The following is a 14600-nucleotide window of genomic DNA, read 5'->3' as shown; positions in this document are numbered from 1 at the left end:
AAAAAATTAGTGTGAATTCATGTAATTCGTGGCAAAAAACAAAACATACTTCACAAGAATTTGCGGTGAAAAACATTTAAACCCGCTTAAGCCGTTTCATTCGTTTATATTCCTTAATTTTGCCAAAAATTTTTAAAAGTGGGAAGCAAAAATAAACTTAAAAGATTCAGAGAGAACGAAACATTTCAAAACGTTTTTCAACCAACTAGAGAAGAAGTTGTAGGCGATTTAATGCCTTTAAAAGGAAAATGGAATTCTGATTTCTTTAAAAATGATAATCCTTTAGTATTAGAGTTAGGATGTGGAAAAGGAGAATATTCTGTTGGATTAGCTGAAAAATACCCAGATAAAAATTTTATCGGAATTGACATTAAAGGCGCTCGTTTCTGGCGTGGAGCTAAAACTGCTGTGGAAAACGGGCTGCATAACGTTGCTTTCGTTCGTACTCAAATTGAATTGATCAATCATATTTTTGCTGAAGGCGAAGTAGACGAAATCTGGATTACTTTCCCAGATCCACAGATCAAATACAAAAGAACAAAACACAGAATGACCAATTCTGAGTTTTTGAAATTATACAAAAAGATTCTTAAAAAAGACGGTGTCGTAAACTTAAAAACCGACAGTGAATTTATGCACGGATACACGCTTGGTTTACTTCATGGAGAAGGACACGAGGTTTTATATGCGAACCATAATGTTTACAAAAATGAAGGAAGTCCAGAAGTTGTCACTTCGATTCAGACATTTTATGAGAAACAATATCTAGAAATTAACAAGGCAATTACGTATATTCGTTTCAAAATTAAAGATTAGTCTTAATTTTAAAACTGAATTTACAACTTACAAATCAATTTAATGGCCTTATTTACTCCTTTTATTTCTGGATTTATTGCAGCCGCAATTGGGATTATTCCTCCGGGATTAATCAACATGACAGCAGCCAAAATAAATATAAAAGAAGGAAAAAAGAATGCTTTGTGGTTTGCTGTTGGTGCTGTTTTGGTTATTTTTTTTCAGGTTTATGTTGCGGTTCTTTTTGCACGAGTAATTGACAATCGTCCAGATGTTGTTACATTATTGAGAGAAGTTGGTTTTGTAATCTTTTCAATCTTAACGATTTATTTTTTGTTTATTGCCAAAGAGCCCAAAACCAAGAAAAAATCGAAAATTAAAAAGAGCAGTAAAAAAAGTCGTTTCTTTTTAGGAATGCTGCTCTCTGGATTAAATTTCTTTCCGATTCCGTATTATGTTGTAGTAAGCGTTACTTTGGCTTCATATCATCTTTTTGCTTTCGAAAACAATATCATTTTCACTTTTGTATTGGGATCAGTTCTTGGTTCATTTGTCGCTTTATACAGTTATATAGCCTTCTTTGGAAGAATCGAAAAGAAAACCGATTATTTAATGCGCAACATGAATACCATTATTGGAAGTATTACTGGAGTTATTGCCCTTGTAACACTTTTTAATATTCTAAACTACTATTTCGGTTAATTTTATAAGCCACAGATTTCACAGATTAAAATGATTTTTTTACTTTGTGGTAAATATTTTTCATTAATTTGAGATTTAAATTTGATAATAATCTACAATAGCCAAAAGTCAGAATCCTTTTAATCTGTGAAATCTGTGGCAAAAAAATTATGGCTGAGGAAAATTTTTTCGAAAGAGTTTATGTAATTGCAAGACAAATCCCTTACGGGAAAGTCACTTCTTATGGTGCAATTGCAAAAGCTTTAGGAACTGCGCGATCTGCAAGAATGGTGGGCTGGGCCATGAATGCCTGTCATAATATGGATGATGTTCCTGCACACCGAGTAGTAAATCAAAAAGGCCTTTTGACTGGAAAACATCATTTTGACGGGACCAATTTAATGCAGCAATTATTAGAAAATGAAGGCATAAAAGTCGTGAATAATCAGATTGTGGATTTTGAAAAACACTTTTGGAAGCCTGAGGTTGAATCGTAAAAAATTCTGTATGACTTCCTGCAAGGTTTCCAAAACCTTGTAGGTCTATACTCTTCTATTTCTCAAACTAATTTTTAAAATATGATACCTACAAGGTTTTGGAAACCTTGCAGGAGGGGGCAAAAATCAAATCGCTATTGTTTTAACCTACTTTGAGTAGACGCACTGCAGTGCGTCTCTACAATAAATATCTTTGCGACTTCGTGACTTTGTGGCAAAACCACTAAATCAAACAAATTACAAAATCGGTTTTTTCGGCATCGGTTTGGTAACTTAAATAACCGCCGTGTGCTTCAATGATGTTTTTAGAGAGCGTGAGCCCGATTCCGGCACCATCTTTTCTGGTCGTAAAAAATGGAAGAAAGACTTTATCACGAATTTCAGGATCGACCCCTCTTCCATTATCTGAAATCACAATAAAAAAACGATTGTTTTCGGTATAACTGGAAAGAATCAATTTCTTTTCTGTCTTCTCTTTTAAAGCATGAATACTATTGGTAATCAAATTAATAATTACCTGTTCCATCTGATTTTTATCTATCATAATAGAACGAGAGCTGTTGATTTCATTAATCAATTCGATTCCTTCTGCTTTTAAAATCGGATTCATGATTCGGAGGCAATCTTCAAACAAGGCGTTGATCTGCGTCATTTGTTTATTTGGAGTTGGCAGCATGGCCAGTTTTCTGTAATTTTCAACAAAAACCTGCAAATGATCGCTTCTATTTATAATGGTCGAAATACTGCTTTTAATGTCTTCAAAATCGTCTTCTTCTAATTTATCTTGGTCCACGATATGAAGGAGATTCTGCGAAAGCGCACGAATCGGCGTTAGCGAATTCATTAATTCATGCGAAATGATTTTCATTAAATTAATCCACGCCTCTTTTTCTTTTTTCTCAATAACACGCTGAATACTGTCCAATAGAATGATAAAATACTCTTTATTATAAGTCTGCGTTCTTGAAGTCTGAAGCATAAAAGTCTGTAAATCCTGATCTTCTATTTTAATCGAAATAGCCTTTTTAAGTTCGGCAAAATCTACATTTTCTATTTCGCTGCAAAGTGCAGGAAGATAATTTTTAAGGTATTTCCAATGACCAACTTTAGGGACTTTAAAGAGATTTGAAAAGCAGTCATTCATTATAAAAATAGACCAGGAATCATTCTCTTTTTCCAAAATTAAAGCGGCAGTGTCAATACTATTTAAAATCGACCGATAAATTAACTCTTTGGAGATCTGTTCTTGTCTTTGGATTTTAAGCGTATCATATAACTGATACAAACTATTGAAATTATCCTTTTTATGCTGTTCTGGAAAATGTGCCGAAAAATCATCGTGAAGTATCGAATTGATTGTTTTATCATAAAACAACAATTGATTTTTGACAAAAAAATACATTTCAAACAAAAAAACTAAAACAAAGAATCCTACCAAAAGCGCATTGAAACGAAAGCCTTTGTACAACAACAAAGCACTGCACAAAAAAAGAGCCATGACAAACAAAACTCTCACAAATAGCGCGTTATAAAATTTCCAGTTTTTCATTATTTTACTTGAATTGCTTCCAGCTTTAGCTGGAGAGATAAAATTAACACTATAAAAAGACTTTAGCCAAACTTAAATATTTTGGCTAAAGCCCCGAATATTACCTTAACTATTTACATCCAGCTAAAGCTGGACGCTATTCATTTCTCCTTAATTCTTCAAATCGTATTTTTCAATTCTGCGGTATAAAGCAGCTCTCGACAAACCTAATTCTTCAGCTGTTTTGCTGATGTTTCCGTTGTGCTTGAACAAAGCTTTTTCGATAGCACCTTTTTCCATTTCTGACAAAGGGTTTTCGTCGTTTTCTTGAATTTCTTCAAAATCCAAAATATCCAAATCCAATACAGAAATCGTATTGTTTTCAGCCAAAATTAAAGCACGCTCGATTTTGTTTTCCATTTCACGAACATTACCTTTCCATGGATATCGTTCCAGATAAGATGCCACATTCTCTTCAAAAGACCAATTTTCCTGATTGTATTTTTCTGCAATCTGCTCCAGAATAAAATTTGCCATTGGTACAATATCATCTTTTCTTTCTCTTAAAGAAGGCAGATTAATTTCCATTGTATTGATTCTATAAAGCAAATCTTCACGGAAAGTCTTATTTTTTACTTCGGTTTTGATATCACTGTTTGTAGCTGCAATAACACGAACATTCAAAGGTCTCGGTTTGCTCTCTCCCAAACGTGTCACGGTTTTGGTCTGTAAAACATGAAGCAATTTGGCTTGCAAATGCAACGGAATATTTCCTATTTCATCTAAAAAAATGGTTCCGTTTGAAGCATTTTCAAAGCGGCCTGGAGTATCTATTTTGGCATCTGTAAAAGCGCCTTTGGCATATCCAAAAAGTTCACTTTCGAATAAATTATCGCTCAAAGAACCTAAATCTACATGTACAAACGGCTGATTTTTTCTTTCAGAATGCTGATGAATGAATTCTGCAAAAACATATTTCCCTGTTCCGTTTTCGCCCAAAATCAAAACATTTGCATCGGTTCTAGCTACTTTTTCGGCAATAGAATAGGCTTGTTTTATTTTGGCTGAAGAACCAACAAAATATTTCTTTTCGGTTTTATCTTCTTTTTCAGCAGTTGTTTTTTTAATGTTTTTTCTGCCTTCTGTAACCGCTTTATCAATTGTTTCCAGTAATTTTTCGTTATGCCAAGGCTTCAAAACATAATCAAAAGCACCAATTTTTATACTTTCAACTGCAGTTTCAATTTTTCCAAAAGCCGTCATTAAAATTACCACGGTATTCGGCGAAAGTGTTTTAATTTCTTTCAGCCAATGAATTCCTTCGCGCCCGTCTTCAAAACCAATTCGGTAATTCATATCCAGCAAAACCACATTTATTTCATTTTCGGCTAAAATGGAAATGATTTTTTTAGGATTGTTTTCTGTAAAAATCGTTTCAAAATGCTTTTTGAGAATCATTTTTGCCGAAAAAAGAATTTCTTCCTGATCGTCAACAATTAATATTTGGGCTTGTTTTTTACGCATAAGATTTTTTTTCTGTCCGCTTCCGAACGGTCAACTGTTCATTATCGAACACTACTTTTTTGAAGGGATTCTGGAAGTCTCTTTAAAATCAATACTTTACAAATAATAAATTTTATGGCACAGTATTTACCTATTGATTATCAGTAAAATATTAAAAAAATGGACAAGATAATTCCTCGTAAAAATAAAAAATTTAGATATCTCACAATAGCAATTGCTGTTTTTTTAGTTTTGGTGGTTATCGTCGTTTTTGCATTTAATACCAAACGAACTTTAAATGTAAAAACAGAGGAAATCACTATCCAAAAAGCAGAAAAAGCCTTTTTTGAAGATTTCGTTGTTTTTCAGGCAAAAGTTGAGCCATTAAACGTAATGCTGGTAAACGTTACCGAAGGCGGTTCTGTAAAAGAAATTTTTGTAGAAAATGGTGCAATGGTGACCAAAGGACAATCTCTTGCCCGTTTATATAATCCAAATACAGAATTGAATTACTTAACTCAAGAAACCGCTATTATTGAGCAAATCAACAATTTAAATACAGGAAAACTAAATATCAGAAACCAAGAATTAAACTTAACCAAAGATTTTGTTCTAATCGAACATGATTATAACGACGCTAAAAGATTATACGACGTAAACGCTAAATTGTTTGCCAAAGACGTGATTTCGAAAAACGACTGGAATACTTTTAAAGAAAGTCTTCGTTTTCAGGAAGAACGTAAAAAGACCATTCAGCAAAGCATTCAAAAAGAAAAACAAAGTAATCAGGTTCAGATTTCTCAAATCAACCGTTCCATTCAGACCATGGAAAAAAGTCTGGAAATCCTTAGAAACAACAAAAAGAATTTCTTGATTACAGCACCAGAAACGGGAAGACTTACTTCTTTTGAAGCTGTTCTAGGTCAAAACTTTCAGGCAGGTCAAAGCATCGGGAAAATCGATTCTAAAAAAGGTTACAAACTTTCTGCTGATGTTGATGAATTTTATCTGGAAAAAATCAGAGAAGGCCTTAAAGGTCAGGTTGAATTTAAAGGTCAAAATCTTGAAGTTTTGGTTACCAAAGTAATTCCGGAAGTAAAAAACGGACACTTTACAGTCGAATTGGTATTTACCTCAAAAGAAAAAATTGTATTACAGGACGGACTTAGTTTTGGCGTAAAACTGATTTTATCCGAAAAGAATAAAACATTAGTAATCCCAAAAGGAAGTTTTAATCAGGAAGCTGCAGGAAAATGGATTTTTGTAGTAAAAGGAGACAAAGCCGAAAGAAGAAACATCAAACTAGGACGCGAAAACCCATCTTATTATGAAGTTTTGGAAGGTCTAAAAGAAGGCGAATCTGTTATTACTTCTTCTTACTCGGATTATAAAGACATTGAAGAGCTTTCGCTTCAGAAACAATAACACAAAAAAAAACAAATACCTACAAGATTTTAAAAACCTTGCAGGAACGGCATCAATCATCAATCAAAAAACGATTTTAATAACAATTCAAAACCTTAAAAAATTATGATCACAATTCAGAATTTAACCAAAGTTTTTAGAACAGAAGAAATAGAAACTGCTGCATTGAGCGGTATTAATTTAGAAATAAAAAAGGGAGATTTTTTAACTATCATGGGACCTTCAGGCTGTGGAAAATCGACTTTATTAAATATTATCGGACTTTTAGACAGTGCAAATGACGGAAGTTATAAACTACTAGATCAGGAAATGATTGGTTTAAAAGAAAAAGGAAGAGCCAAAGTGAGAAAAGAAAACATCGGTTTCATTTTTCAAAACTTCAACTTAATCGATGAGCTTTCGGTTTACGATAATATCGAATTACCTCTGCTTTATAACAATGTAAAAGCTTCTGAAAGAAGACAAAAAATCGAAGCCATTGCAGAAAAACTAAACATTTCTCATCGTTTGAGACATTTTCCGCAACAGCTTTCAGGAGGACAACAGCAAAGAGTTGCCGTTGCGAGAGCTCTCGTAAATGACCCAAAAATTATCCTTGCCGATGAGCCAACAGGAAATTTGGATAGTAAAAATGGTAACGAGGTAATGGAACTCCTAACCGATTTACATGCTAAAGGCGCTACAATATTGATGGTTACCCACTCTGATTATGATGCTTCTTTTTCGCAAAGAACCATTCATATGAAAGACGGAGTTATATTTTCTGAAAAGTTAAATCAACGTAATGTTGATGTTTTTATGGACGCTAAATAATAAAATGATGATCAAAATTATCGTTACAGCACTCGTAGTTCTGGTAGAATTAGTTTGCAAAATATTTACAATGATCTAAATCGAAAGATTTACAAAAACAACCATATCAACTATAAAAATATACAACAAAATGATTTTTAACTGGTTTAAAATATTTATTTATCATTTGAAACAAAGCAAATTGTTTTCGTTTTTAAATGTCTTAGGATTAAGTATCGGAATTTCCGGTGTCATTTTCGCCATTTTATACTGGAATAACGAACACGCGTACAATCAATGGAATCCTGAAAAAGAAAATGTCTATCAGGTTCTTAACAAAATAGGAATAACGGGCGATACGTGGACAACAAGTTCAATTCCTTTTGGGCAAACCTGTGCGGCAACAATACCAGAAATTGAGCAAATTTGCTTTGTAAATGACTGGTATAACGAATCGGTTATAAAATATCAGAACAAAAAACTGATTGATAAAAAAATAACCGTAACCGATAACAACTTTTTTGATTTTTATCCTTTCCCTATCATTAAAGGTGCAAAAAAGGATATTCTTAAAGAAAAAAACAGTGCGGCAATTTCTGAAGAACAAGCAAAATTACTTTTTGGAGAGGAAGATCCAATAGGAAAATCTATTACTTACAACGATAAGCCTTATACTATAAAAGCAGTTTATCATATTATAAGACCTTCTTCTGTCGAACCAAATTACGTTTTTGGTGGTATTATTCGCGAAAATGATGCTAATCAATGGGGAAATTTCAATTATGGATTGATGATTAAAACCAAAAAAGGCGCCGATATCGCCACGGTCTTAAAGAAAATGCATAATGTCAATTTTGTAAACAGAACTTTAAAAGATGCGAAAGCTAGTGGGCAGACTGTTGAGCAGTATGTAAAAGAAAATGGAGAGATACAAATTATTCTGGATCAGTTAAAAACACGCTATTTATATGGTACAAAATCTTCCGGATCGGCATCTCCTGAAGGAACAGGAAATTTAAAGCTTCTTTATATCATGGCAGGTTTATCTCTTTTAATTTTGATTCTGTCTTTGGTTAATTATATCAATCTGGCAACGGCTTCAGCTATAAAGCGTGCTAAAGAAGTAGGAGTTCGTAAGATTGTAGGCGCTTCTAAAAAGCAAATTATTGCCCAATTCATATTTGAAACAGCGATAATTGTAACGCTTGCTATTTTGTTTGCTTTGGCAATTGTTGAACTGTCGTTACCATTTTATAATGCTTTCCTGAAAAAGAATCTAACTATTAATGGTGCTGAATTTTACCTGCAACTCATTTTGATTTTTGGATTAGTAATCATTCTTGCAGGTATTTTTCCAGCTATTTATATCTCCAATTTTGAAACTTTAAAAGTTTTAAAAGGTAATTTCTCCAGAAGTAAAAGCGGAATCTGGATTCGAAATTCGATGCTTATTTTTCAATTTGGAATTGCAGCCTTTTTCATCATTGGAGCCTTGATTGTCAATTCTCAGGTAGATTATATGATGAACAAAGATCTTGGGTTTAATGGCGATCAGGTAATTCGTATTCCGTTCAATTATCAGGATTACAAAACAAAAGGACAAAAATACGAAACTACAAAACAGGAAATCCTTAAGATACCAGGAGTTCAGCAGGTTTCTACTTTTGCAGGTACATTTGGAAACGGTACCAATTCAAGCTCCGGTTTTACGCATAATGGCGTTTTCGTGCAACCACGAAATGTAGATATGGATTTTGGCTTTTTGGACATGATGAAAATCAAAGTTGTGGAAGGACGGGATTTGTCTCCAAAATTTGCCTCAGACACAATAGATAATTGGCTGATCAATGAAACTCTTGCTAAAACATTAGGTCTTAAAAACCCTATCAACACTGTTATAACATCGGGTTGGGGTAATGAAAAAGGAAATATGAAGTTTAAAATTGTTGGAATCGTCAAAGATTTTAACATTACCGGATTACAAAATAAAGTACCTCAAATGGTCTTCCTAAACATGAAAGCCTTGAAATGGAATAACTTTCAAAATGTCTATGCAAAGGTTTCTCCAAATAATTTAACAGAAACGTTAGAAAAATTGAAATTATATTGGGAGAAAAACGTAAACCCGGACTATCCATTTGATTACGAATTTGTTAACAAAGGATTTGCAAAAACTTATGCGGAACAAGTAAAGCAGAAAAACCTGTTTTTTATCTTAAATTTGGTCGTAATTGTAATTGCAATCTTTGGTTTGTTCGCTTTGGCATCATTTTCGATGGAGAGAAGACTAAAAGAAATCGCCATTAGAAAAACATTAGGAGCAGAAACTGATGTTTTATTAAAAGAATTATCAAAACAATATATTGTTTTTTGTTTAATAGGCTTTGGAATTGGAATTGTTCCTGCTTACATCTTATTACAAAAATGGCTTGAAGATTTTGCTTTTAGAATTGGAATATCGTCCGTTCCTTTTGGTATTGCACTGATCTCTCTTTTGTTCTTAACATTAATAATTGTTTTAACAAAAGCTTTTCAGGTAACCAAAATAGACGTTTTAAAATATTTAAAATACGAATAAGCTTGTAGACCATTTTTTTTAGAACCCGACAGATTGTATTTTTAAATCTGCCGGGTTTTTTATTTTATACCGATTATGCATTCAATATAGCCCAATAAAAAATTGGCCTATTTTCATGCTATATCGGTATAACACCGAAATGTTTTCGAACAAAAAATTACCTACTAGGTGTTATTTCATGGTTACAGAATCAGAATAAAGCAGTTTATCCAGACTTTCATCACGACTGTACACATCAGGGAAAAAGTTTATTTCGCCATTATCCTGAACCCAGGCTGTAAAATATCCTATGTAAACCGGAATTTTACGTTTGAGCATACAGGTTGTTTCTTTTTCGCCGCTCATCGCTTTATCAATTTTATCAACGGGCCAGTCTGGATCGTCTTTTAAAATAGCCAATGCCAGATTTTTTGCTTCTTTTACATTAATACAACCATGACTAAAGGTACGGTTTTCAAATTCGAACAAACTTTTTGCAGGGGTATCGTGCATGTAAATATCATTTGGATTTGGGAACATAAATTTCACCAATCCTAAGGAGTTTTTAGGACCTGGTTTCTGTCTTACTTTCCCCCCGTTCCATTCCATATTATGATCTGCCAGATAATTTTTATCTCTTGCAATCTGAAGCTTCAATTCGTTTTGAATAATACTGTTTGGCACATACCAATATGGACTGAAAACAATTCTATCCATCATACCGCTAAATATTACGGTTTCACTGAGTCTGTTCCCTACAAAAATATCCGAAACAAGTGCATACTTTCCATCTTTTACATAAAACATTCTAAACGACGGAATATTAACCATTACATATTCTTGTGCTTTAGCTAAATTAGTTGGAATCCAACGGCATCTTTCCATATTCAGCATTATGGTTTTAATTCTTTTGCTTATAGGCTCATTCATCTGATTGATATGATCTCTGGTTATGGCATAGTTTATTTTAAGATTGTATCTTTTTTTATAATTTAAAACTCCAGCCATTAATTCTTCATCATATACATCGCTTTGAGAATCACGTTTAAGATCTCCCTCCACAAACAAACGATTTCTAATTTGTTTTATAGCAACAGCAGTATCATCTGGCCTTAAGTCTTTATAGTTAAGACTGTCAATCGTAATTTTCTGCCAAAGATTATCGGTTTCAATTTTACGGAATTTCTTTAAGGCATCTTTCAGTTTATAATATTGGCTAAACATAAGATTATCATCTTCATTTAATCGATTGGTATCGACAAGTAAAGAATCTAAAATTTTAGAATACGAAATACTTTTAGCAGGCAAATACCATCCTATTTTCTTTAAAGTAGCGGAATCTACACCAGAATATACATTGCTTGCATAAAAAATATACATGCTGGTTAAGAGTAATTCGGTATCCAATTGAGGCGGTTCAATGTTATCACTTTCATTAAATGCTTGATCAATTACTTCTTTGTAAGGCATTTCGCTGTTGATTCCCTGATCTTTGAGCACATTTACTTTCTGATACAATAATGCTCCAAATTCAGTGATGTTTTTATCATCATACCAAATCGATTTATACTGCTTGGTTTTGTAAAGATCCTCAACGTCTTTCTGGTATTTTTTGAGTTTGGGATATTTTTTAAAGAAAGCGTTTATCGATGCTGCATCGATAGTAATTGCAGCGACATATTTAGTGTTTATTGAAGCCTCTTTGCTTTTTGTCTTGGCTGGAAATGAATAAAATGAAAATGCAAAAAAGCTGACTGCAATAATGATTGTAGAAAAAGTAAAATTTCGCATATTTTTAAAGTTTAAATGATAGAAAATAACTTTTGAAAAAATACAGAAAACCCAATAAAAATTCCTGAAAAATAAGTTTTCATATACTTTTTTAATAACTGGAAATCATTGATTTGGGTACTCAAATATAGCGAAGTTTTCTGAGAATCTCTTTTAAAAAAGAAGAAAATTTAGACAAAAATATAAATACACTTTTAGATCTAAATTTGTTAGAATTGAGTTTTTAGAGAACCATTGTATGGTAAAAATGCCTCAAAAAACATTCTAACATAATTTTGAATAATCTCTATATCAATAATTACAATTCAAAATCGCTTAATTCCGAACTTAATCTGTTATCTTTGCACCCTGAATTCGGTTTAAACAAGTATAATCTTTAAAAACTGGTTTCCAAGAATAGAAAAATAGCCCATTACAATGAAACTAGATAGAAAAGAAATTCTGAAAGCATTAGAAACCATTACTATTGCTGGAGAAGGAAAAAATATGGTTGAAAGCGGCGCTGTAACCAATGTGATTACTTTTGGCGATGAAGCTGTTGTTGACCTTGTATTGCATACTCCTGCAATGCACATCAAAAAAAGAGCAGAAGACGATATTAAGAAAACAATTCACGAATTAATATCTCCTGATGCGAAAGTTAAAGTAAATATTAAAGTAGAATCTCCAGAGAAACCTGAAATCAAAGGTCGTGCAATTCCTGGAATCAAAAATATTATTGCTGTTGCTTCTGGAAAAGGTGGAGTAGGAAAATCTACTGTAACAGCAAATTTAGCGGTAACGCTTGCAAAAATGGGCTTCAAAGTTGGTGTTTTAGATGCTGATATCTACGGTCCTTCAATGCCGATTATGTTCGATGTTGAAAACGAAAAACCCGTTTCTACTACAGTTGACGGAAAATCAAAAATGAAACCTATTGAAAGCTACGAAATCAAAATGCTTTCTATCGGATTCTTTACTGCTCCAAGTCAGGCTGTAATCTGGAGAGGACCAATGGCAGCAAAAGCATTAAACCAAATGATTTTTGATGCAGATTGGGGAGAATTAGATTTCATGCTTCTTGATTTACCTCCTGGAACTGGAGATATTCACTTATCTATTATGCAGTCTCTTCCTATTACTGGAGCTGTTGTAGTAAGTACGCCGCAAGCCGTAGCTTTAGCAGATGCTAAAAAAGGAGTGGCAATGTTTATGCAAGACAATATCAATGTTCCTGTTTTAGGAATTATTGAAAACATGGCTTATTTTACGCCAGAAGAATTACCTGAAAATAAATATTATATCTTTGGACAAGAAGGTGCTAAAAACCTTGCTCAAGATTTAGAAGTTCCATTTTTAGGAGAAGTTCCAATTGTACAATCTATTCGTGAGGCTGGAGATTATGGCCGTCCGGCTGCATTACAGACTGCTTCGCCAATAGAAAAAGTATTTGAAGAAATTACTCGTAATGTGGTACAGGAAACCGTAAACAGAAACGAAAGTTTACCAGCGACTGAAGCCATTAAAATTACAACCATGGCGGGTTGTTCAGCAGTTAAAAAAAATTAAATAATTAGATAATGAGATAATACGTCAAGGAGATAATTATCTTATTGACACATTTTCACAATTGACACATTAATTATGACAACAGAAGAATTAACAAATAATGTTTTATTGGCCTTAGACGAGATAAGACCATTTTTAAAATCGGATGGTGGAGATATTTCATTGATTTCTATCGAAGATGATAAACATGTAAAAGTTCGCTTAGAAGGAGCTTGCATTAGCTGCAGCGTTAATCAAATGACTTTGAAAGCCGGAGTTGAAACAACAATAAAAAAATATGCACCACAAATTGAAACTGTGGTAAATATCATGTAAACAATTTAATTGTTTTCGACTTTATGTTTTCCGCATTTAGATAAAAATTCTGGCATTTAGAATTAATGCTCCCGAAAGTCTTTTTCATTGATATTGCATTATAATAAGCCAAAAACAGAAATCGAAAAGTTAAAATTAATTATAAGAATTTGAACACGTTTTCAAATTCTAAAAATAAAATTCCAATACTAAAAAATGGATGTATTAATAAAGATTAAAGATCGAGAAGGAGTTATACACGAATTACAGGCTCCTACTGATATGGCAATGAATATAATGGAGTTATGCAAAGCATACGAACTTCCTGTTGAAGGAACTTGTGGCGGAATGGCCATGTGCGCTTCCTGCCAATGTTATGTTCTAAATGATGTTGCATTACCAGAAATGGGAGACGATGAAGAAGCAATGCTTTCAGAGGCATTTTATGTAAAATCTAATAGTCGTTTAGGATGTCAGATTCCAATTACTGAAGATTTAGAAGGATTGGAACTAGAATTGGCTCCAGAATATTAAAATATAAAATTCCAATATATTAAAATTCCAAATCCCAAAACGACTTGACGTTATTGGGATTTGGAATTTTTTAATTTTTACATGTCGGGTTTCTTACGAAAAGTCGCTTTACTTCTCTATTAATTCGTTGATATTTTCTGCTACTTTCTCCAGTGCTCCCGTTTCATGATACCAAAAGTAAATTACTTCACTTAGTTTTTCGTTATCATTATCGAGTGGGATAAGAACTAATTGATCACCACAGCCATTACTTGCAATAGCAATTGCATTTAACGGAAAATTATTCCATTTTCTCGCTTGCTTGGTTTCTAAAACAATATGATTACAGGTTCTGCTGATTCTCTTTTTATCGCTTTGATCAAAAAACGGATATAAATTCCAATCATCATATTCTGTTGCAGCCTCTCCTCCATTCTCCTTTATCATTTTTTCTTTGAATAAAAGCGGAAATTGAACCTCTAATTGTTCTTCGGTTTCAATTATGTATTTGGCATCTACTGGAAACGGCATAAATTTTCAATTTATATTAATCTAACAAAAGTAACCTTAAATTGATTAACCACATTGTTAAACCCAACAGGTTTTGAAAACCTGTCGGGTTCCTTGTAAAATTATACAACTATAATTAATCAAAAAAACCGTAATCACACTACTG

At 32.9% G+C, this 14600-nt stretch carries 13 protein-coding genes; 9 read left to right on the top strand and 4 right to left on the bottom strand.

The features are described from left to right. Positions 1-138 precede the first annotated feature (138 nt). The 3 genes from trmB (at position 139) to BM289_RS02725 (ending at position 1973) form a co-directional block, all read left to right on the top strand. Positions 139-816: a tRNA (guanosine(46)-N7)-methyltransferase TrmB gene (gene trmB / locus BM289_RS02735; RefSeq protein WP_091490651.1), complete on the top strand. Its 678-nt coding sequence runs from the start codon at positions 139-141 to the stop codon at positions 814-816. A 42-nt stretch (positions 817-858) separates the two neighbouring features. Further along, on the top strand, positions 859-1497 hold the full coding sequence (locus BM289_RS02730) for a LysE family transporter (RefSeq protein WP_091490650.1): 639 nt from the start codon (positions 859-861) through the stop codon (positions 1495-1497). Positions 1498-1646: 149 nt separating this feature from the next. After that, positions 1647-1973: an MGMT family protein gene (locus tag BM289_RS02725; protein WP_091490649.1), complete on the top strand. Its 327-nt coding sequence runs from the start codon at positions 1647-1649 to the stop codon at positions 1971-1973. Positions 1974-2196: 223 nt separating this feature from the next. Here BM289_RS02725 and BM289_RS02720 read toward each other — a convergent pair whose 3' ends face one another. Together BM289_RS02720 and BM289_RS02715 are read right to left on the bottom strand one after the other, a co-directional pair. Next, positions 2197-3522: a sensor histidine kinase gene (locus tag BM289_RS02720; protein ID WP_091490648.1), complete on the bottom strand. Its 1326-nt coding sequence runs from the start codon at positions 3520-3522 to the stop codon at positions 2197-2199. Positions 3523-3672: 150 nt separating this feature from the next. Further along, the gene (locus tag BM289_RS02715; RefSeq protein ID WP_091490647.1) at positions 3673-5025 is read right to left on the bottom strand and encodes a sigma-54-dependent transcriptional regulator; all 1353 of its coding nucleotides are present in this window, start codon (positions 5023-5025) and stop codon (positions 3673-3675) included. Between the two features lie 159 nt (positions 5026-5184). Between BM289_RS02715 and BM289_RS02710 the strand changes: the two genes are divergently transcribed. The 3 genes from BM289_RS02710 to BM289_RS02700 all read left to right on the top strand — a co-directional run bounded on the left by BM289_RS02710 (position 5185) and on the right by BM289_RS02700 (position 9799). Then, positions 5185-6429, top strand: coding sequence for an efflux RND transporter periplasmic adaptor subunit (locus tag BM289_RS02710; RefSeq protein ID WP_091490646.1), 1245 nt, complete (start codon positions 5185-5187; stop codon positions 6427-6429). A 105-nt stretch (positions 6430-6534) separates the two neighbouring features. Continuing rightward, positions 6535-7242 carry an ABC transporter ATP-binding protein gene (locus BM289_RS02705; protein WP_091490645.1) on the top strand — a complete coding sequence of 236 codons (708 nt, stop codon included), beginning with the start codon at positions 6535-6537 and terminating at the stop codon, positions 7240-7242. Positions 7243-7372: 130 nt separating this feature from the next. Beyond that, positions 7373-9799: an ABC transporter permease gene (locus BM289_RS02700; protein ID WP_091490644.1), complete on the top strand. Its 2427-nt coding sequence runs from the start codon at positions 7373-7375 to the stop codon at positions 9797-9799. Between the two features lie 171 nt (positions 9800-9970). Here BM289_RS02700 and BM289_RS02695 read toward each other — a convergent pair whose 3' ends face one another. Further along, positions 9971-11569 carry a L,D-transpeptidase family protein gene (locus tag BM289_RS02695; protein ID WP_091490643.1) on the bottom strand — a complete coding sequence of 533 codons (1599 nt, stop codon included), beginning with the start codon at positions 11567-11569 and terminating at the stop codon, positions 9971-9973. 417 nt (positions 11570-11986) lie between these two features. Here BM289_RS02695 and BM289_RS02690 point away from each other — a divergent pair, with 417 nt between their 5' ends. The 3 genes from BM289_RS02690 to BM289_RS02680 all read left to right on the top strand — a co-directional run bounded on the left by BM289_RS02690 (position 11987) and on the right by BM289_RS02680 (position 13945). Then, positions 11987-13117 (top strand): Mrp/NBP35 family ATP-binding protein, encoded by a 1131-nt coding sequence (locus BM289_RS02690; RefSeq protein ID WP_091490642.1) that lies wholly within the window; start codon positions 11987-11989, stop codon positions 13115-13117. 75 nt (positions 13118-13192) lie between these two features. Next, the gene (locus tag BM289_RS02685) at positions 13193-13432 is read left to right on the top strand and encodes a NifU family protein (protein ID WP_057116000.1); all 240 of its coding nucleotides are present in this window, start codon (positions 13193-13195) and stop codon (positions 13430-13432) included. Between the two features lie 195 nt (positions 13433-13627). Beyond that, on the top strand, positions 13628-13945 hold the full coding sequence (locus BM289_RS02680; RefSeq protein WP_091490641.1) for a 2Fe-2S iron-sulfur cluster-binding family protein: 318 nt from the start codon (positions 13628-13630) through the stop codon (positions 13943-13945). 108 nt (positions 13946-14053) lie between these two features. Here BM289_RS02680 and BM289_RS02675 read toward each other — a convergent pair whose 3' ends face one another. Beyond that, the gene (locus BM289_RS02675) at positions 14054-14455 is read right to left on the bottom strand and encodes an SMI1/KNR4 family protein (RefSeq protein WP_091490640.1); all 402 of its coding nucleotides are present in this window, start codon (positions 14453-14455) and stop codon (positions 14054-14056) included. Positions 14456-14600: the final 145 nt, after the last annotated feature.

This window comes from Flavobacterium phragmitis, from assembly GCF_900112575.1.
Classification (GTDB): domain Bacteria; phylum Bacteroidota; class Bacteroidia; order Flavobacteriales; family Flavobacteriaceae; genus Flavobacterium; species Flavobacterium phragmitis.
This window is presented reverse-complemented; position numbering and strand designations above follow the sequence as displayed.

Bases quoted from the DNA above. Each gene is read 5' to 3' on its own strand.
- BM289_RS02710 (WP_091490646.1), top strand. From the start codon at position 5,185: ATGGACAAGATAATTCCTCGTAAAAATAAAAAATTTAGATATCTCACA.
- BM289_RS02730 (WP_091490650.1), top strand. From the start codon at position 859: ATGGCCTTATTTACTCCTTTTATTTCTGGATTTATTGCAGCCGCAATT.
- BM289_RS02695 (WP_091490643.1), bottom strand. From the start codon at position 11,569: ATGCGAAATTTTACTTTTTCTACAATCATTATTGCAGTCAGCTTTTTT.
- BM289_RS02680 (WP_091490641.1), top strand. From the start codon at position 13,628: ATGGATGTATTAATAAAGATTAAAGATCGAGAAGGAGTTATACACGAA.
- BM289_RS02705 (WP_091490645.1), top strand. From the start codon at position 6,535: ATGATCACAATTCAGAATTTAACCAAAGTTTTTAGAACAGAAGAAATA.
- BM289_RS02720 (WP_091490648.1), bottom strand. From the start codon at position 3,522: ATGAAAAACTGGAAATTTTATAACGCGCTATTTGTGAGAGTTTTGTTT.
- BM289_RS02715 (WP_091490647.1), bottom strand. From the start codon at position 5,025: ATGCGTAAAAAACAAGCCCAAATATTAATTGTTGACGATCAGGAAGAA.
- BM289_RS02685 (WP_057116000.1), top strand. From the start codon at position 13,193: ATGACAACAGAAGAATTAACAAATAATGTTTTATTGGCCTTAGACGAG.
- BM289_RS02675 (WP_091490640.1), bottom strand. From the start codon at position 14,455: ATGCCGTTTCCAGTAGATGCCAAATACATAATTGAAACCGAAGAACAA.
- BM289_RS02700 (WP_091490644.1), top strand. From the start codon at position 7,373: ATGATTTTTAACTGGTTTAAAATATTTATTTATCATTTGAAACAAAGC.
- BM289_RS02725 (WP_091490649.1), top strand. From the start codon at position 1,647: ATGGCTGAGGAAAATTTTTTCGAAAGAGTTTATGTAATTGCAAGACAA.
- BM289_RS02690 (WP_091490642.1), top strand. From the start codon at position 11,987: ATGAAACTAGATAGAAAAGAAATTCTGAAAGCATTAGAAACCATTACT.